The sequence below is a fragment of the Bradyrhizobium tunisiense genome (genome assembly GCF_042263385.1).
In the GTDB taxonomy this organism is placed as follows: Bacteria; Pseudomonadota; Alphaproteobacteria; order Rhizobiales; family Xanthobacteraceae; genus Bradyrhizobium; species Bradyrhizobium tunisiense.
Map to the genome: position 1 here is coordinate 14843 of NZ_JBHLEV010000013.1, position 17600 is coordinate 32442.

Sequence of the window (17600 nt, forward strand, 5' to 3'; positions counted from 1 at the left end):
GCTTAATCCGCGTTGTTTGTTGCGAAGTCTCACCAATCGCATATCCATCTTCGCACCGGCTCCCCCAAGCCCGGCCCTACCCAAGCAGAGCCGTCGAGCGAACATGGGTCGCTTGGCGGCTTTGTCGTTGTGTCGACGAGAGGATCATTTTGGTTATGGCGCGCAAGCCCTGGTCGTTCAAGGAAGACCGCAGGCTCATGGAGCTGGCGAAATCTTCGGCTTCGCTGGAAGAGGCGGCGAAAGCTCTCGGACGCTCGCCCGATGCGATCAAGCGCATGGCCTTGCGGCTTGGTCTTTCGCTCAAGTCGAAGTCCGGCAAGAAGAGCTAGTTGCGTGTTTTCTTCTGGGAGCCCATCCCGGGGCTGGTTCCGTAATTGGGTGTCCCCGTCCCCTTGAAAGCTCCACCCATGCTGTCCGAACCGGAGTTCGTGGCGGTGCCGCTGCGCGAGGTTGGCTGACTGCCCGACGGCTGGTCTTTGGTTCCCTGCGCCCAGGCCGCGGAGCTTCCGACGACCAACGACAGGAGGAGGCTTAACGTCCTGATCATACTGCTCAACTTTCATGCTCGGGCCGCGCGACGCTCGGTCAGGCAAACCACTCGGTAGCCCTTCCGGACCGGTCTACCCGTTAAACCCTATCCTGGCCCCCGCTGGCTAGGATCAATTCCCAAGAGCTCGACGATCTCGCGCGCGCCGCAGCCATCGTGGCCGAGCTGCGCGACCATGGCTTCCGTGTCGCCATCGACGACGTCGGCGTTGGCCATAGTGGCCTGTCGCGGCTCAAAGGGCTCGGCGCCAACACGATCAAGATCGACAAGTTCTTCGTCGACACCATCACCGTGAATGCATCGACCACGACGATCGTCGAGATGTTGGTCGCGCTCGCCAAGGACTTCCGGATGACGGTCGTCGCGGAAGGAATCGAGACCGAGGAGCAGCGCCGTGCCTTGATCGCGTCCGGCGTCGAAGAAGGACAGGGCTATCTCGTCGCCGCACCGCTCCCGTTTGCGAAATTCAGCGAGCTCCTCGATTCACGCCGTCGCTCAGCATGCCCGGCTGGCGACGTCATGGTAGCCTGACCATCTCCGCCGCATCGCATCCGTCGCTCGCCGACGAAGTGGCCTCCCGAATTCCGATCGCGTCCAGGTTCCGGACAGTCCGCGCCCCGCAGGAACGACGAGGCGCTTTAACGATATTCTCGTGTTTCGAAGCGGAATGGCATCCCAGCGGCTATGGTGGGCCATGCGCCGAAACCACCTCATCGCAGCCGCAGGAATCTGCCTCGCTCTCATCGTCTATGCCACCCTGGCAAAGCTTGCGGGAAGGCCGGCGCTCATGGGGCATCACGAGGCCTACTGGATCGTGGTGATCGAGCGCTTCAGCGCCTATGGCCTGCTGGGCTTCCTGCTGGCTTTTCTGTTGCCCGGCCGGCTCGTATTGGCCTGCTCGCTCGTCGTGGCCGTCGCAATGGGGCTGGAAGTCCTGCAATCGCTGATCCCCGATCGTGACCCGGGTTTCCTCGACGTGCTGCAAAAGGCGGCGGGAGGCACCGTCGGTGTCATCCTCGCCCAGACGATCTTGGCCTTCCTGCCCCGGCCGCCAGCCTGAAGCTCACGGCGCTGGAAAACCTTCCAGCGCCACGGCACATGCCTCCTACTTCATCATCTGCCCGCGCAGCTCGCCGCCTGGGTTCGCTGCGGTATGCATGTTCGCGTAGTCAAGCCGCCCCGCGCTCGCGGAACCCGGTTGGTGCCAGGGGTTCGGCCATTTGCCTATGGGTGCTCTGGAGCGCCTCGATGGCGCCGTCGAGATCGAAATCCGCTTCGCGGATCGAAGCGAAGAACCTGGCCGTCAGCGCCAGGTCGAGCTTGACGCGCGTTGCGCCGTCGCGGCTCTTGCGGCGGTCAAGCGACAAATGGATGGCCTGCAGTCGGGCTTCTGCCGGTGTGCAGCCGCTGAGCGTCGCCAGTTCGTCGTATGTCATCCATATCTGAGGCATATTCTCGTCCGTCGTTTACTGCGGCCTCATCCTAGCTTTGCGCGACTGAACGCACCGTTGCTGAACCGCGGTCGCAGCCCGTTTCACTGCGATAGGGTCAATGCAAGACTAATCGTTCAAGCATGATCTTCCGGAAAACCGCTGCGCACTTTTCCGGATCATGCTTCAAGAGACGGACGGCCTCGGAGGTGCAGGGAAATGGCGCGGCCGTGAACGGCTGTCGAGGCCCTTGGGCAATTTGTCATTGAACTTCACGACGGCACTGCGAGCGTCCACAGCCGGCGCATCTTCCTGGCTGTAGATCAGCGTCACCTCGAACATCACGTCGGGCGCTTCCCTCGCCGTTCCGGAGCAGGTCGCCATTGCACCGTTGCACACGCCCGAGAGATTGACCTCGACCTCGTCCAGCCCGAACACCGTCGGCGGACCGTCGGCGTAGCGCCGCGTGGTCAGGACGGCCGTGAAGCGCTGCTCGTCATCGAACCGATAGGAACCGCCATAGGTGAAGAAGCTGTCGCAGCCGGAGATCCGTCCTTCCGCCAGATGCACGACGCCAGTGCCCTGGGCGCGCGGGGTCCTGAACCAGGCCGCGTACTTGCCGTCTCTCATCATGGAAACTTCCGCCGTAGAATTTCACTGGTATTTGCAACCAACTCTGGGGCGCGACAATGACCGAGCTGGCGAGCATTCCGCCACGGTTAACGCCCTGCAAAGCCAACCCGTCGAATTGCCGCCGCCGCCCGAGGCTGACCAGGAGACGGCGGTGATCCGGCCTCCTGCGACGATCGGCGAGAAGATCGGGGTCGCGAGCCGATCCAGCTCGGTGCCAAGAATTGCCGCACGACCACCTGATATCGTCCTCCGGCCAACAGCTTGACATCCCTTGTCGCCGATGGCGGGTTTGAACCACTTCCTGCTAAAGTGCACCAACACTCAAAGAGTGATTCTGGTCACACTTGCCTGGCCGCTCTGCTGCTAAGCATCGCGCCGGGACGGGGATCCAACGAAATATCGGTCGAATTGAATGAGCATACCCATGAGAAGCCTGATCGGCGCCGTTGTCGGCGCGTTCTGTATTGCGGCCCCCGCCCTGGCGGAGACGCCGGCCGCGATCGTCGAGGATGTCCAAGGCAAGGTCGACGGCGTCGAATTCATGGACTATGTCGCCCCCGGCAAGATCATCAAGCTCGGGCCCAAAGCGAGGATTACGCTCAGCTACCTCAAATCCTGTCTGCGCGAGACGATCAGCGAAGGCGTCGTGTTGGTCGGCGCCGAGCAAAGCACCGTGCAGCTCGGCGAGGTACAGCGCGCCAAGGTGCCTTGTGACACCAAGGCGGCGCAGCTCTCCGAGCGCGAGGCGAACCAGAGTGCCGCGACCACGTTCCGGACCGTGCGGTCCGACGCCAAGGGCACTCCGTCCAAGCTTCGGACGATCTACGGCGTCGCGCCGCTGGTCCAGGCCAAGAGCGGAAGCACGTTGGTGATCGAGCGCACCGACGGCAAGGAACCCACGATCAGCGTGCCGCTCAAGAACGACATCATGATCCGCGGCAAGTTTTACGATTTCGCCAAGGCCGGGAAATCGTTGACCCCCGGCGGCAGTTATCTCGCAAGCCTCGGCGCCAAGCGTTACACCTTCTTGGTCGACGCCAGCGCCACCTCGTCACCGACCCCGATCATCGGCCGCCTGCTGCGGCTCGAATAAGCAGCCTAGCGACGGGGCGATGCGGCGGATCGGGGGACGGGACATCGTTGCGGCTATCCTGATTGCGCTCCTCGCGGGCGCAATTTTCACGTCTCCGCCGCTCCAGACACTGCAAGGCCTCTCGCTCGACATCCTCACGGCACTGCGCGGCAAGCTCATTGGCGATCGCCGCGATCCCACGACATCGCCGGTCGTCGTCGTGGCCATCGACGGGGAAACCTATGAGACCCCGCCCTTCAAGGGGTCGCCGACGCAGACCTGGACGCGCGAGATCGGCCGGGTGCTCGGCAGTATCACCGAGGGCGGCGCCAAGGTGATCGGATTCGACGTCATTTTTCCGAGCTCGATCGAGCAGTCGGAGATTCCCTTCGGCGACACCTCGGTCGGCAGCCGCATGAAGGGCTTCGACCGGGATTACCTGATCGCACTGCGACAAATCTCGGACAGCGGAAAACTGGTGCTCGGCGATATCCTGAGCAACGACCATCCGGAGGTCCCCTATCGCGCACAGCAGGTCGCGGTGCGCAACAGCATTCGCGCGCTGAACGTGCATACCGACGCCGATGACGTGATCCGGCGAATGCCGCTGAGCTTCTCGATCGAGGGCAAACCGGTGCCCGCGATGGCGGTCGAACTCGCGGCGCGCGCGCTTGGCGCAAAGCCCGAGATTGCGTCGTCCGGCGCGACCGACTTGTCCGGCTATGCGATCCCGAGCGCGGTGTCGAATACAATGACGCTCAACTTTCGGGGGCTCGGCCGCGACGTGCCGGCCTACTCCTTCGCCGATCTGCGCGCCTGCGTCGAAAAAGGCGATCGCGATTTCTTCCGCCGCGCCTTTGAGGGCAAGGTCGTTCTGCTCGGCACGGTCCTGAACTTCGAGGATCGCAAGCTCACATCGATGCGCCTGTCCGGCGGGCATGACGGCATGCCGGCGGCACGATGTGCCCTGCCCGCGCCGGAGCGTGCCACGAAACGCGCCCGCAGCGATGTCGCCGGCGTGTTCGTGCACGCCACCGCGGTCCGCAACCTGATCGAGCGCGATGCCGTGACCGAGCTGGGCTTTCCCGCGCGGAGCATTCTCACGATCGCGTTCGCAGCGATCATCGCCTGCGCGGCCTGCATGCTTGCGCCGAGCGGAGCGCTGATCGCCTGGTTCGCTCTCACCGCCATTTACGCAGCCATGGCGCTCGGCGCGTTCGTCCGTGCCCTGGCGCTGCCGTTGACGGAGCCGGCACTCGCCGGCCTTGCCGCCCTCGCGATCATGATCGGCTACCGCTTTGTGCTAGCCGATCGCGACGAGCGCTTCCTGCGCAAGAGCTTTGCCCTTTATCTCGCGCCCGAAGTCATCGAGACCATGGTCTCTTCCGGCAAGATGCCGGCGCTCGGCGGCGAGCTGCGCAACATCACCATGTTCTTTTCCGACCTCAGCGGCTTCTCGTCCATTGCCGAGACCATGACGCCGGGCGAGCTGGTGACGCTGATGAACGAATACCTGTCCGCCATGACCGACATCATCGAAAGCCATGGCGGCTATGTCGACAAATATATCGGCGATTCCATCGTCGCCATGTTCGGCGCACCGGCCGACGATCCCGCACACGCACGCAACGCCGTTCGCGCCGCGCTGGAGTGCCATACGAGGCTTGCGGAGCTCAATGCCGGCAATGCCGCTTTCGCCGGGCACGGCCTGTCGCATCGCATCGGACTCAACAGCGGCGAAGCCGTGGTCGGCAATATCGGTTCTCGGCGCCGCTTCAACTATACCGTGATGAGCGACACCGTGAACGTGGCCTCTCGGCTCGAGGGCGCCAACAAATATTACGGCACCGCGATCATGGCCTCCGAAACGACGATGGCACAGACCGGCGATAGTTTCGCCTGGCGCGAGCTCGACGCGATCAGGGTGCAGGGCCGCGGCGAGGCCATCAAGGTGTTTGAGCCGCTGGCGGCCAAGGGCGCGGAGAGTGCCGATCAAACGCAGGTGACCGCGGCGTATGCGGAAGGGCTCGCATGCTGGCGCGCGCGGGATTTTGCGAAGGCGGCTGACGCGTTCGGGCGTGTCGCGCGGATTGATCCGGCATCGGCTCGCTTTTCCGACCGCGCGCGAGCGCTGATGGCCGATCCGCCACCGTCCGACTGGATACCGGTCCACGCGCTCGAAGGAAAGTAGCCAGGCGCGCTGAGTTCCTCTAGCCCCTTGTGGGGAGAGGGTGGCTCGCCGCGCAGTGGCGAGGCGCGTGAGGGGTTTGTATCCGCGCGTGCTTCGTGAATACGCGGAGAGAGACCCCTCATCCGACGCTTCGCACCACCTTCTCCTACAAGGGGAGAAGGAAAAACGCCCGCGCCAGACACGCCACCCTAAAACGGCAGTCCCACGTAATTCTCCGCGAGCAGTCGCTGCGCCGTCTCGGACGAGAGCAGGTATTCCAGCTCCGTCTGCTGCAACCGATCCTCGTATGCGGGCCGATCGGGGAAGCGGTGCAGGAGCATCGTCATCCACCAGGAGAAGCGCTGCGCCTTCCAGATCCGCGCGAGCGCTTTGGCGGAATAGCCTGCAAGTCCGGAATCATCGCCGCTCTGATAATGCGCGAGCAAGGCGTGGTAGAGATAATAGATGTCTGATGCCGCGCTGTTCAGCCCGCGCGCTCCTGTCGGCGGTACGATGTGAGCCGCATCGCCGGCGAGGAACAATCGGCCATAGCTCATCGGCTCGGCGACGAAGCTGCGCAGAGGCGCGATGCTCTTCTCGATCGACGGCCCCGTGATCAGGTTGCCGGCGACCTGGTCCGGAAGGCGGCGCTTCAGCTCGGCCCAGAACGCATCGTCGCTCCAGTCTTCGACCTTGTCGGTGAGCGGCACCTGGATGTAGTAGCGGCTAAGCACCTGCGAGCGCAGAGAACAGAGCGCAAAGCCGCGCTCGTGCTTCACATAGATCAGCTCGGGCGACACCGGTTTCGTCCGCGACAGCACCCCCAGCCAGCCGAACGGATAGACCTTTTCATATTCGCGCAGCACGTCCTTCGGGATCGATTTGCGGCTGACGCCGTGGAAACCGTCGGCGCCGACGATGTAGTCGCAATCGATGCGGATGGTCTCACCGTTCGATCGGTAGGTCACGTAGGGCCGGGCCGACGTCAGATCATGCGGCGTCACGTCTTCCGCGTTGTGCACGACCTTGCCGCCGAGGCGGTCCCGCGCCTCGTAGAGGTCGCGCGTCAGCTCGGTCTGGCCGTAGACCAGCACCGAATTGCCGCCTGAATGCCTGTGCAGGTCGATCTTGGAGAGCACCCCGTCATGGGCAATCTCGAAACCGGTGTGGATTTCGCCCTCGCGGTCCATCCGCTCGCCGCACTGCGCCTCGCGCATCAACTTGGCGAAGCCATGCTCGAGCACGCCGGCGCGGATGCGAGCGAGCACATGGTCGCGGCTGTATTTCTCCAGCACGACCGTGTCGATGCCCTTCAGGTGGAGGAGCTGGGACAACAGCAGCCCGGACGGCCCGCCGCCGATGATACAGACCTGAACTTTCATTTTTGAGTCCTCCCGTCGGCACTTTTTTGCAGATTTGGCGCCGCAGACCGATGGAGGGTTTCGCCATTGTCTTGTACAATTCGAACATGAGACGCACAGCCCCGGCGATCCGGATCTATAACCTGTTCGGCGAGTCCGGCGACTTGCCCGATGTCGTGCATTGCGAGACCATCGCGTCCCGCTCGGTATTGCACGACTGGACCTTTGCGGTGCACCGCCACGCCCGGCTGCACCAGGTGCTGCTGATCGAGCGCGGCGGCGGCGAGGCGACGCTCGACGGGCGGGTGGCGCCCCTGAGGCCGATGCAGATCGTGAACGTGCCCGTCGGCCACGTCCACGGCTTCCGCTTCGTGCCCGATACGCAAGGGTGGGTGCTGACCATCGCCGCGGAGATTCTGGACGAGGGGCTGCTCGCCGCCGAGGGCCTGCGCGGTGCGCTGTCGCGCTCGGCCGTGGTGCGCGGCACGCCGCAGATCCGTACCATCATGAAGCAGATCTTCGCCGAACACGCCGCCCGCGATTTCGGCCGGGCGCATGTGCTACGCGCGTTGTCCTCCGCCATGACCGGACTGGTGGCACGCGCGCTCACGAGCGAGAGCGGCGGCAACGGCACGGTCGAGTCCAGCCTGTTCCGCCGCTTCGAGGCGCTATTGGAACAGCATCATCTGGAACGCTGGAGCGTTGCGGACTATGCCGAGGCGCTGGCGGTGACGCCGACGCATCTCAACCGGATCACACGGGCGGCGACCGGCGATACTGCCTCGCACCTCATCCTCAACCGGCTGATCCGCGAGGCGAGGCGCAACCTCGTCTACACCAATTTGCCGGTCTCGACGATCGCCTACACGCTCGGCTTCGATGACCCCGCCTATTTCAGCCGGGTCTACACCGCAGCCACGGGCGTCTCGCCGCGCGCGTTCCGTGCGCAGCTCCATGGCGAAGAGACGTGAGGCCCTACACGTCGAAAAATACCGTCTCCTCCGGGCCCTGCAAATTGATCGTGAAGGAATACACGACCTTGCCGGCACGCTCGCCGCGCTTTGCGATCAGTGTCGAGCGCCGGGACGGCTGTTCGATCAGGTTGAGCACGGGGTCGGCGGCGTTGGCGGCCTCTTCATCCGAGAAATAGAGTCGCGTGTTGAGGCCGATGTTGATGCCGCGCGCGACGATCCAGACATTGACGTGCGGTGCGCATGTCCGGCCCGCTCTGTCGGTGATCGCACCCGGCTTGATGGTCTCGAAGGACACGAGCCCGCTCTCGAAGTCGGAGCCGGCACGGCCCCAGCCGCGAAACTCCTGCTCCAGTGCGCCGGCCGACCGATCAGCCGGATGGTTGTAGCGACCGTTCGCATTGGCCTGCCAGATTTCCAGCAGCACGTCGCGGAGCGGCGTGCCGGTGCCGTCGAGCACCTTGCCTTCCAGCGTGATGCGCTCGCCCTTGGTGTTCGGCGTCACCAGCACGTTGGAAAAGTTCTTCTCGAAAATGTCGAAACCGGCCATCGCCGGGATCAGGCCGATATGGACGTAGGGCCCGGCGGTCTGCGAGGCCGTTTCCTTGAGATAGTTGAGCGGCTGCGTCATGGCTCAGTTCCCCGCGGTGCGATTTTCGAAATAGGTGGAGCGCTGGCCGCGCAGCACGATGTCGAAGCGATAGGCGAGCGAGTCGAACGGCGCCGAGGCATTGAGGTCGAGCGGTGCGACCAGGCGGTCGAGCGCATCCTTGTCCGGTATCGTCGTCAGGATCGGACAAACTGGGATCAGGGGATCGCCCTCGAAATACATCTGCGTGATCAGCCGCTGTGCAAAGCCCGAACCGAATACGGAGAAGTGAATGTGGGCGGGACGCCAGCTGTTGACGTAGTTGCGCCAGGGATAGGGCCCCGGCTTCACGGTGCGGAAATAGTAATAGCCGGTGTCGTCCGTCAGCGCGCGGCCGCAGCCGCCGAAATTCGGATCGATCGGCGCCAGATAGGTGTCCTTCTTGTGCCGGTAGCGGCCGCCGGCATTGGCCTGCCAGAACTCGACCAGCGTGTTCGGCACGCCGCGGCCGGTTTCGTCCAGCACGCGGCCGTGGACGATGATGCGCTCGCCGACGGGATCGCCGTCCTTGGCGTAGTTGCGGATCAGATCGTTGTCGAGCGGGCCGAGATCGTTATGGCCGAACACCGGTCCCGTGATCTCGGAGAGCGAACCCTCCAGCGACAGCAGCGACTGGCGCGGCGAGCGCAGCACCGAGGATTTGTAGCCCGGCGCATGGGCGGGCGGATGGATGGAGCGGTCGCGCTGGAAGAAGCTGCCGTCACCGAGCGGCGGCGCAAGGGGCTCGGGGCGGTTGAGGCGGGGATCCCGCAAGGCTGGCGCCTGGGCGTTCATCGTGTTTCTCCCTGGGGCGCCCGGGTCCGGGGGCGCGGCTTATCGGGAGATCATGGGCCGGTCTATTCCCCGGATAAATAGATCGATTATAATATATTGCATGAAAGAAATCGATCATTTGGCCCTCGACGGCCACGCGCTCGAGCTGTTCCTCGCCGTGCTGGAGGAGGGATCGGTCACCGCGGCCGCAACCCGGCTCGGCCTGACGCAATCGGCGGTCAGTCACGCCCTGAACAAGCTGCGGCGGATCGCAGGCGATCCGCTGTTCGCGAAATCCGGGCGCGGCATCGTCGCCACCGCGCATGCGCAGGCGCTCGCCGCGAAGGCGCGGGCACTGATCGACGAGATGCGGAGCTTTGCCGGCGGCGTCACGTTCGAGCCGTCTCGCGCGCAGCTTTCGCTGACGATCGCCGCCAACGACTTCCAGCGCGACCTGCTGCTGCCGCGATTCTTCGATCACGTCGCCGGCCAGGTGAAAGGCCTGAATTTGCGCGTGATCCCCTCGCAGTCGCCCTCGCCCGCGATGCTGCGCGAAAACCGCTGCGATCTCCTGATCACGCCGCTGCCGCCATCCGGTGTCGATATCGTGCAGAAGCGCCTCTTGAGCGATCACTACGTCTGTTACTTCGATCCGAAGATGCGCACGGCGCCGACCGGCCGCGGCGCCTATCTCGCTGCGCGACACATCACTGTCGTCTACACCGACAATGAGCGGCTTGATTTCGACCGCCGGCTGGCGGCCAACGGCCTTCACCGCGACATCGCGATCTCGGTGCCGAGCTTTTCCGGGGTACCCTCCTTCCTTCGCGGCTCGCAGATGCTGGCGAGCATGCCGAGCCTGCTGGCGTCCGGGGTCATGCGCGGTTTCGCGCAAACGCGGATTCCGCTGGCGTCCCGTACGCGGACGCTGGCCGAACTGCCGATGTTCATGGTCTGGCACCAGCGCTATCAAAAAGACCCGGCCCATCGTTGGGTCAGGAGCCAATTGGAGACGGTGGCAGCGACGGCCGCCAAGGCGCGATAACGATACCGTCTTTCGGAAGACCAGCCCTCGCCAAATCCGCTGGTTGCGCGGCGGCCGCCACGCTAAAATCCCCCCATGACAGTGACCGACATTGCGAGCCGGACCTACAATCACAGCTGGCGGCTGGACCCCATCATCCGCAGCCTGCTTGATACCGACTTCTACAAGCTATTGATGTTACAAATGATTCGGGAATCTTACCCGAACCAGCAGGTGACCTTTTCGGTCATCAATCGCTCGCGCCACGTCCGGCTCGCCGAAATCATCGACGAGGGCGAGCTCCGCGCGCAGCTCGACCATGCCCGCACCATCCGCTTCACCAAGAAGGAGCTGATCTGGCTTGCCGGTAATACCTTCTACGGCAAGACCCACATGTTCTCGGCGGATTTCATCCGCTGGCTGGCTGAATTCCGCCTTCCCGAGTACGAGTTGCGCAAGGTCGAGGGCCAGTACGAACTGCATTTCCACGGGCCGTGGACCCACACCACGATGTGGGAGATTCCGGCGCTCGCAATCCTCAACGAGCTGCGCTCCCGTGCGGCGATCAAGGGCCGCGGCCGCTTCGAGCTCGACGTGCTCTATGCGCGGGCCAAGGCCAAGCTCTGGACCAAGGTGGAGCGGCTGCGCGAGCTGGAGAGTTTGCGCCTGTCCGACTTCGGCACCCGCCGCCGTCACGGCTTCCTCTGGCAGCGCTGGTGCGTGGAGGCGGTGAAGGAAGGCCTGGGCTCGTCCTTCATCGGCACCTCCAATGTGCTGCTCGCGATGGACAACGATCTCGAGGCCATCGGCACCAATGCGCATGAGCTGCCGATGGTCGCGGCCGCGCTCGCCAAGGACGACGAGGAATTGCGCTGGGCGCCCTATCGCATCCTCGACCAGTGGCGCCAGACCTATGGCGGCAACCTCCTGATCGCACTGCCCGACGCCTTCGGCACCAAGGCCTTCCTGCGCGATGCGCCGGAATGGGTCGCCGACTGGACCGGCTTCCGGCCCGACAGCGCGCCGCCGATCCAGGCCGGCGAGGAGATCATCGCCTGGTGGCAGAAGAAGGGGCGCAACCCCAAGGACAAGCTCCTCGTCTTTTCCGACGCGATGGATGTCGGCTCGATCGAGGAGACCTATCATCACTTTGCCGGCCGGGTGCGGCTCTCCTTCGGCTGGGGCACCAACCTCACCAACGATTTCGTCGGCTGCACGCCGGACGGCTCGTTCAATCTCGATCCGATCTCGCTCGTCTGCAAGGTCTCGTCGGTCGATGGCCGTCCCGCCGTCAAACTCTCCGACAATCCGGAGAAGGCGACCGGCATGCCATCGGAGATCGAGCGTTACCTGCGCGTGTTCGGCGACGCCGGCCGCGTGCGCACGCCGGTACTGGTCTAGCCGCGGAGCAACTCTCTTCATCAAGTAAACCGCGCACGACAAATCCGAGGCATTGGTTCGCCGAGACCGCGTCAACTCCGGTTTGACGGTATTTGAAGCGATATGCGCATATCCGCGTGACAGTGGCTTCACCCTGCGATGCAGTCATTCGCGCCTTTCAGGTCGAGTTAAGCAACCATCCTTTCTAATTCGCGTTTCAGCCGCAGCGCATCCGTTGGGACCGTTGCGCGATTTGGGGAACGCCGGGTGTTTCGCAGAACAGCCACGTCGAAGGGAAACAGCTCCCTTCACGTCATCAAGCTCGTCTCGCCTTTCGTGATGGTCGTCCTGCTCCAGGCGGCGATCGCGGGATTCAGCCTGGAGGTGATGTCGTCGGTTCGCGCCTATGTCGCGGGCGAAGCGATGTGGTCCCGTTCGCAGAAGAACGCCGTCTATTTCCTCAATCTCTATCTGCACTCGGGCGAGGCCAGCCAGTTCGCGCAATACCAGGCCTCGCTCGCCGTTCCCCTCGGCGACGAGTTCGCGCGCTGGGCGATGGAGCGCGATCCGGTCGACGTCGAGGCCGCGCGCATCGGCTTCCTGCAAGGCGGCAATCACCCCGATGACGTTCCTGGATTGATCTGGCTGTTTCGTTATTTCAACCGCGTCAGCTTCCTGCAGGAAGCGATTCGCGAGTGGACCGCTACCGATCCGATGCTGCTGGAGCTGAGCGTGTTCGGCGAGGTCATCCGGTCCGAGCTGGAGAACGGTCCCATTCGAGACCCAAATCGCCTGCGATTCCTGTCCTCGCGGCTCTCCGAGCTCAACGCCGAGTTCACGATGCATGCCAAGCGGTTCTCAACTGTCCTCGGCGAAGGCTCCCGCGCCATCAAGCTGACGCTGGCCGGCATCAACATCGTCACCGCCGTCACCCTGATCCTGCTCCTGATCTGGCACACCAGGCGATTGGTGCTGCAACGACAGGCATTCGAAGACGCCCTGCATGCCGAGAAGGAACGCCTGGCCTGGCAGGCTTCGCACGACTGGCTGACGGGCCTGTCCAACCGCCGCGCCTTCGAGGCGCGCCTGCAAGGCGAACTGGACGTCGCCACGGCGGGTCCGATGAGCCTGATCCTGCTCGACCTCGACCAGTTCAAGAACGTCAACGACACCTGCGGGCACCTTGCCGGCGACAGCCTGCTCTGCCAGGTCTCGCGCCTTCTGCAACAGGATCGGCGTCCGCGCGATTTGGTGGCCCGGCTCGGCGGCGACGAATTCGGACTGATCCTGCCGCAGTGCTCGCCCGCGACTGCAGTCGATATCGCCGAACGGCTCCGGCGATCGCTGGAGCTGCTCAACTTCGCCTGGGACGATCGCTGCTTTGCGGTGACCGCCAGCATCGGCGTCGCCTGCATCGCAGACGGCAACACCACGCTCGAGGACGCCATGCGGCGCGCAGATGCCGCCTGCTATCGCGCCAAGGAAAAGGGACGCAACCGCGTTCAGGCCGACGGCGGGAGACTGGACGTCATCGCCGTTGCAACCCGGCCGCGCGAAACCGTCGCAGCGCGAGGCTGACAGCTCGCTGCGCGATCTCGGCCGCGGCATCCGATTGCAGGCATCGGCCAAGGTCGTCGAGACGCCGGTTATGTGACGCCACAGCCACACGGCTCCCAAAAGGCTACGTCTTTCGCATTTGGCCATACCACCCTGCGCGCTGGCCCACGATAGTCAGGACCTCTCCCGCTAAGCATGGCACCAGCCAACGTTGTGGCCCGAATCCGATCGGGCCGCGATAGGAGTTTGCAGGTGCTTTGGATCGATTTGCTGCCCCCACCGGAAAGCCGTGGCGCGAGGACGCATCGACGGCGCGGGCTTCTCTTGAACGCCGCGGTCGGCGCTCTTGCCGTGGGTAGCGCGCTGCCGTGGTTCGCGGCGCCGGCGGAAGCAGCGTGCGTGATCAGCGGAAGCGGCACTCAGCTCGGGCTGCAATCGGACGATTCAATTACCTGTATCGGCGCGGGGAACACCACCGTTCAGACGAATCCGGCGGTCAGCGGCGTCACGGTCAATGTCGGCGACGGCACTGCGACATCGCTGGATGGAGCAGCCTCTCCCGGCATCTCATTCAACACCGTATCGAACGGCGCGATCAATGTCCGCAACGACGCAACGATCACCTCTGCCAATGCAGGCGTCCTCCTCTCCGGCGGCAGCAGCAACACGTTGACGATAGAGGCCGGGGCAACTGTTGGTCCGACGAGCCAGGGGTCGGTCGCGGTCGACCTGGAAGGCGCGAGCAACAACACCATCGTCATCCGAGGTACTGCGGGGAGCCTCTCTTCCGGCACGACGGGTCTCGCTATCGTCAACACCTCGGCCAACAATCAGGTCAACATTCTGTCGGGCGGCGTTGTCCAGGCGAGCAACAACAACGCCGTCAACCTCAACGGAGCCGGCAACGGCAACATCATCAGCAATGCCGGCACGATTTCGAGTGCTTCGAACTACGCGATCTTCGGCTCAGCCAGCCAAGACACGGTCATCAACTCCGGCACGATCAGCGGCAATTTCGCCAACAGAGCCGTGGATCTCAAGGACGGCAGCGACGTCTTCGAGCTCCGCGCCGGATCGAGCATCACGGGCTGGGTCCTCGGCGGCAACGGAACGGACACGCTGCGCTTGGGTGGCACGGCCAACAGCACGTTCGACCTCGACACGTTCGGCGCGGCCATGCAGTTCCGGGAATTCGAGGCCTTGGAAAAGACGGGAGGCTCGACCTGGACGCTGACCGGCTCGACGTCGGATGCGGGGACCATGAATGTCCAGGCCGGCAACCTCATCCTCGACGGCGCGATGGCTAACGTTGCGACGACGGTCAGCGGCGGCACCCTTGGCGGCGACGGCGCTATCGGCGCACTCGCCGTGCTGTCGGGCGGCCGGGTTGCGCCCACCAATCTCGGCGTGCTCACCAGCTATGGCAATGCCACGTTCGACGCCGGCTCGACCTACGCGGTCTCCGTCAACGCGGCCGGCCAATCCGGCAAACTTCTCGCCGTGACCGCGACGTTGAATGGCGGCACCGTCGCCGTCACCACGCTTGCGGGCGCCTATGCCCCCTCGACGCAATACACCATCCTCGGCGCAGTGAACGGCCTGACCGGGACCTTCTCCGGTATAACGATCAGCGGATACAATCCGCAATTCTTCTCCTCCGCCCTCAGCTATGACGGGTTCTCTGTCGTCCTGACACTCGACTACAACACGGCCGCTTTCTCCACTGTCGCTCAGACGCAAAACCAGAAAGCCGTGGCCGGCGCGCTCAGCGCATTCGGCCCCAACCTGCCCTTCCTCTCGTCTTTTGCGGGCCAAAGCGACACCGAGCTCCGTTACAGTCTGGACCAACTTTCGGGTGAAGCCGCGACGGGGGCCCAGCAGGGCGCTTTCCAGTTCACGGGCCAGTTCCTCGGCCTCATGCTCGATCCGTTCGTCAATGGACGAAGCGGCGGCGTCGACACCGGCGGCACGGCATTCGGCTTCAGCCCCGAGCGTGCCGCTCTTCCGGACGATATCGCCCTCGCCTACAACAAGGTGCTGGGGGCGCCGGCGACCAAAGCGCCGAGCTTTGCGGAGCGCTGGACGGCCTGGGGCGCCGCGTTCGGTGGCACCAACAGCACCGGCGGCGACCCGGTCGTGATCGGCAGCCACGACCTCCGCGCACGCACAGGCGGCGTCGCGGCCGGCGCCGACTATCATTTCAGCCGCGACGCGATCGTCGGCTTTGCGCTCTCCGGCGGCGGCACCAGATGGGATCTCGCGCAGGCGATCGGTGGCGGCAGGAGCGAGGCGTTGCAGGCCGGCGTCTACACCGCGATACGTAGAGGACCAGCCTATTTCGCCGCCTCTCTCGCCGTGGCCAATCATTGGATGTCGACGGATCGTCTTGCACCGTTCGGCAACCAGCTCACCGCGAAGTTCGACGCGCAAACCGTCGGCGGCCGCATCGAGGGCGGCTATCGCTTTGCGACGCCAGTGGGGGCCTTCACGCCATACGCGGCAGCGCAGACGCAGGCGTTTCGCACGCCGACTTATGTCGAGACTGACGGGGCCGGCAGCAGCTTCGGCCTGGCCTATCGGGGACGCACGGCCTCCGACACGCGAAGCGAGCTTGGCGCGCGCTTCGATCGTGCGATGCTGGTCTCGCCGAATGCGGTCCTGACGTTGCGCGGTCGCGCGGCCTGGGCCCATGATTGGGTGAGCGATCCGACGCTCAATGCCGCGTTCCAGGCGCTGCCCGGCGCGAGCTTCATCGTCCATGGCGCGACGCCGGCGAAAGACGCCGCGCTCGCATCTGCCGGCGCCGAGCTGAAGTTCTCGAACGGTGTTGCCCTGTCGGCCAAGTTCGACGGCGAGTTCGCGGCCCGCAGCACCACCTATTCCGGCACCGCGAGCCTGCGATACGCCTGGTAGCGGCGACGCCTCATCCAAATGGGCGCGCGCCCACCGGCAAAATGCCGAGGCCGGCGAGATGGGTGTCGACGAATTGTTCGACCTGCTGGCGCAGCATCTGCGGCGGCACGGCCACCATGCGCTCCTCAAGGCCGAGCGAGATGATTCCGTGCACGGCGGAGAACAAGGTGCGCGACAGCAGCGCAATCTTCACGTCGTCCGCATCGGGTAGTAGCTGCACCAGCGGCGGATGCATCAGCGCGAAGGCGTCCATCACCATCTGCAGGATGTCATCGGGATAAGGACGGTCGTCCTCCATCCGATGCTCGAACAGCGAGCGCAGCAGATTGGCATGCTCGGCGAAGAACTCGAGATAGGTCGCAGCCAACCCATAAAGCTGGCGAATGGGGTCCTCGGCGGGAACCCCGCCGAGCCTGGCCGTGAGGGCCTGAACGGTCTCCCGATTGACGGTCAGGATCACCCCGTCGAAGTCGCCGAACTCGTTATAGACGCTGCCGACGGAACAGCCGGCGGCTTCGGCAACGTCACGAACCTTCAATGATTTCAGCCCCTTAGTCGCGATGATGCTGCGCGCGATCTCCAGGATCTGGAGCCGGCGCCGATTTTTTTTCTGGTCCCGCAACGATTCTTCTTGAACATTGTTCATTTTCAAGCTACTCACGTGAACATTGTTCAATTTAACCCGGAGATCTGCAAAATGCAAACCCTCGCTGTTGATATCGCCTCTACCTTCGTCGATGACGCCGCCGCCCTCGTGACCGGCTTCGGCCGGGCCCTGCTGCGGTTCGCCATGGCCCCGATCGATCGCATCGCCAATGCGTGCGACATCGCCGGCGTGCTCACCGAGCGGCGCGCGACCTTCCGGATGTGGCGGGCGAGCCGCGCCCGTGCGCGTCATGAGGGCCGCCGGTTCAGCCTGCTCGGCCGTCTGTCGCCTTTTCGCCACCTCGCCCATCTCACCTGAGGCACGCAGCCGACGCGTTCCGATCGGCTCGAATGCAAGACCCGGTTGCAAGGAAGGAATTACCATCTCCCGACTTTGGCAGCCGGTCTCGCGGGGTGTGGCGATGCGGTTCAGTTTTTCCTCATCGCCCCCACGATATCCCGCCAAGCGCGGCCATTCCGCCCAAACCGGCCGCG

17 protein-coding genes are annotated in these 17600 nt (G+C 64.3%); 10 read left to right on the plus strand and 7 right to left on the minus strand.

Annotated elements, in window-relative coordinates; all coding sequences use genetic code 11:
* Window positions 1-155 precede the first annotated feature (155 nt).
* The 3 genes from ACFDR6_RS34510 (at window position 156) to ACFDR6_RS34520 (ending at window position 1607) form a co-directional block, all read left to right on the plus strand.
* A complete protein-coding gene (locus tag ACFDR6_RS34510; RefSeq protein ID WP_212092665.1) occupies window positions 156-329 on the plus strand; it encodes a hypothetical protein in 174 nt (57 codons plus the stop codon).
* A 329-nt stretch (window positions 330-658) separates the two neighbouring features.
* Window positions 659-1078 (plus strand): EAL domain-containing protein, encoded by a 420-nt coding sequence (locus ACFDR6_RS34515; protein WP_349643074.1) that lies wholly within the window; start codon window positions 659-661, stop codon window positions 1076-1078.
* Between the two features lie 163 nt (window positions 1079-1241).
* Window positions 1242-1607: a VanZ family protein gene (locus ACFDR6_RS34520; RefSeq protein WP_212092732.1), complete on the plus strand. Its 366-nt coding sequence runs from the start codon at window positions 1242-1244 to the stop codon at window positions 1605-1607.
* Between the two features lie 45 nt (window positions 1608-1652).
* Here ACFDR6_RS34520 and ACFDR6_RS34525 read toward each other — a convergent pair whose 3' ends face one another.
* From ACFDR6_RS34525 to ACFDR6_RS34535, 3 genes are all read right to left on the minus strand, one after another.
* The gene (locus ACFDR6_RS34525; RefSeq protein WP_349643075.1) at window positions 1653-1775 is read right to left on the minus strand and encodes a CHRD domain-containing protein; all 123 of its coding nucleotides are present in this window, start codon (window positions 1773-1775) and stop codon (window positions 1653-1655) included.
* Window positions 1717-1998, minus strand: a complete 282-nt coding sequence (locus ACFDR6_RS34530) for a hypothetical protein (RefSeq protein WP_212092666.1) — start codon at window positions 1996-1998, stop codon at window positions 1717-1719. The genes ACFDR6_RS34525 and ACFDR6_RS34530 overlap by 59 nt, the downstream gene beginning before the upstream one ends.
* 165 nt (window positions 1999-2163) lie before the next feature.
* The gene (locus ACFDR6_RS34535) at window positions 2164-2610 is read right to left on the minus strand and encodes a hypothetical protein (RefSeq protein ID WP_212092667.1); all 447 of its coding nucleotides are present in this window, start codon (window positions 2608-2610) and stop codon (window positions 2164-2166) included.
* A gap of 424 nt (window positions 2611-3034) precedes the next feature.
* Here ACFDR6_RS34535 and ACFDR6_RS34540 point away from each other — a divergent pair, with 424 nt between their 5' ends.
* Both ACFDR6_RS34540 and ACFDR6_RS34545 read left to right on the plus strand, forming a co-directional pair.
* Window positions 3035-3703, plus strand: a complete 669-nt coding sequence (locus ACFDR6_RS34540) for a hypothetical protein (protein ID WP_375861083.1) — start codon at window positions 3035-3037, stop codon at window positions 3701-3703.
* Window positions 3704-3722: 19 nt separating this feature from the next.
* Window positions 3723-5873, plus strand: a complete 2151-nt coding sequence (locus ACFDR6_RS34545) for a CHASE2 domain-containing protein (RefSeq protein ID WP_375861084.1) — start codon at window positions 3723-3725, stop codon at window positions 5871-5873.
* Window positions 5874-6061: 188 nt separating this feature from the next.
* Here ACFDR6_RS34545 and pobA read toward each other — a convergent pair whose 3' ends face one another.
* Window positions 6062-7234 carry a 4-hydroxybenzoate 3-monooxygenase gene (pobA, locus tag ACFDR6_RS34550; RefSeq protein ID WP_212092670.1) on the minus strand — a complete coding sequence of 391 codons (1173 nt, stop codon included), beginning with the start codon at window positions 7232-7234 and terminating at the stop codon, window positions 6062-6064.
* Between the two features lie 50 nt (window positions 7235-7284).
* Between pobA and ACFDR6_RS34555 the strand changes: the two genes are divergently transcribed.
* The gene (locus ACFDR6_RS34555; RefSeq protein ID WP_375861085.1) at window positions 7285-8184 is read left to right on the plus strand and encodes a helix-turn-helix domain-containing protein; all 900 of its coding nucleotides are present in this window, start codon (window positions 7285-7287) and stop codon (window positions 8182-8184) included.
* Between the two features lie 4 nt (window positions 8185-8188).
* Here ACFDR6_RS34555 and pcaG read toward each other — a convergent pair whose 3' ends face one another.
* Both pcaG and pcaH read right to left on the minus strand, forming a co-directional pair.
* Window positions 8189-8815 (minus strand): protocatechuate 3,4-dioxygenase subunit alpha, encoded by a 627-nt coding sequence (pcaG, locus tag ACFDR6_RS34560; RefSeq protein WP_317240749.1) that lies wholly within the window; start codon window positions 8813-8815, stop codon window positions 8189-8191.
* 3 nt (window positions 8816-8818) lie between these two features.
* A complete protein-coding gene (gene pcaH / locus ACFDR6_RS34565; RefSeq protein ID WP_212092673.1) occupies window positions 8819-9607 on the minus strand; it encodes a protocatechuate 3,4-dioxygenase subunit beta in 789 nt (262 codons plus the stop codon).
* Between the two features lie 100 nt (window positions 9608-9707).
* On the opposite strand from pcaH, the gene ACFDR6_RS34570 reads away from it, so the two are divergent.
* From ACFDR6_RS34570 to ACFDR6_RS34585, 4 genes are all read left to right on the plus strand, one after another.
* Window positions 9708-10631, plus strand: coding sequence for a LysR family transcriptional regulator (locus tag ACFDR6_RS34570; protein ID WP_375861176.1), 924 nt, complete (start codon window positions 9708-9710; stop codon window positions 10629-10631).
* A 75-nt stretch (window positions 10632-10706) separates the two neighbouring features.
* Window positions 10707-12011 (plus strand): nicotinate phosphoribosyltransferase, encoded by a 1305-nt coding sequence (pncB, locus tag ACFDR6_RS34575; protein WP_212092674.1) that lies wholly within the window; start codon window positions 10707-10709, stop codon window positions 12009-12011.
* 246 nt (window positions 12012-12257) lie between these two features.
* Entirely contained in the window at window positions 12258-13568 is a 1311-nt protein-coding gene (locus tag ACFDR6_RS34580) for a GGDEF domain-containing protein (RefSeq protein WP_212092675.1), read from the plus strand.
* Window positions 13569-13871: 303 nt separating this feature from the next.
* Window positions 13872-16460, plus strand: coding sequence for an autotransporter outer membrane beta-barrel domain-containing protein (locus tag ACFDR6_RS34585; protein ID WP_375861086.1), 2589 nt, complete (start codon window positions 13872-13874; stop codon window positions 16458-16460).
* A gap of 10 nt (window positions 16461-16470) precedes the next feature.
* Here the strand turns inward: ACFDR6_RS34585 and ACFDR6_RS34590 are convergent, their stop codons facing one another.
* Window positions 16471-17106 carry a TetR/AcrR family transcriptional regulator gene (locus ACFDR6_RS34590; RefSeq protein WP_375861178.1) on the minus strand — a complete coding sequence of 212 codons (636 nt, stop codon included), beginning with the start codon at window positions 17104-17106 and terminating at the stop codon, window positions 16471-16473.
* Between the last annotated feature and the right edge of the window lie 494 nt (window positions 17107-17600).

Bases quoted from the DNA above. Each gene is read 5' to 3' on its own strand.
- ACFDR6_RS34510 (WP_212092665.1), top strand. From the start codon at position 156: ATGGCGCGCAAGCCCTGGTCGTTCAAGGAAGACCGCAGGCTCATGGAG.
- ACFDR6_RS34520 (WP_212092732.1), top strand. From the start codon at position 1,242: ATGCGCCGAAACCACCTCATCGCAGCCGCAGGAATCTGCCTCGCTCTC.
- ACFDR6_RS34530 (WP_212092666.1), bottom strand. From the start codon at position 1,998: ATGCCTCAGATATGGATGACATACGACGAACTGGCGACGCTCAGCGGC.
- ACFDR6_RS34535 (WP_212092667.1), bottom strand. From the start codon at position 2,610: ATGATGAGAGACGGCAAGTACGCGGCCTGGTTCAGGACCCCGCGCGCC.
- ACFDR6_RS34540 (WP_375861083.1), top strand. From the start codon at position 3,035: ATGAGAAGCCTGATCGGCGCCGTTGTCGGCGCGTTCTGTATTGCGGCC.
- ACFDR6_RS34545 (WP_375861084.1), top strand. From the start codon at position 3,723: ATGCGGCGGATCGGGGGACGGGACATCGTTGCGGCTATCCTGATTGCG.
- pobA (WP_212092670.1), bottom strand. From the start codon at position 7,234: ATGAAAGTTCAGGTCTGTATCATCGGCGGCGGGCCGTCCGGGCTGCTG.
- ACFDR6_RS34555 (WP_375861085.1), top strand. From the start codon at position 7,285: ATGGAGGGTTTCGCCATTGTCTTGTACAATTCGAACATGAGACGCACA.
- pcaG (WP_317240749.1), bottom strand. From the start codon at position 8,815: ATGACGCAGCCGCTCAACTATCTCAAGGAAACGGCCTCGCAGACCGCC.
- pcaH (WP_212092673.1), bottom strand. From the start codon at position 9,607: ATGAACGCCCAGGCGCCAGCCTTGCGGGATCCCCGCCTCAACCGCCCC.
- ACFDR6_RS34570 (WP_375861176.1), top strand. From the start codon at position 9,708: ATGAAAGAAATCGATCATTTGGCCCTCGACGGCCACGCGCTCGAGCTG.
- pncB (WP_212092674.1), top strand. From the start codon at position 10,707: ATGACAGTGACCGACATTGCGAGCCGGACCTACAATCACAGCTGGCGG.
- ACFDR6_RS34590 (WP_375861178.1), bottom strand. From the start codon at position 17,106: ATGAACAATGTTCAAGAAGAATCGTTGCGGGACCAGAAAAAAAATCGG.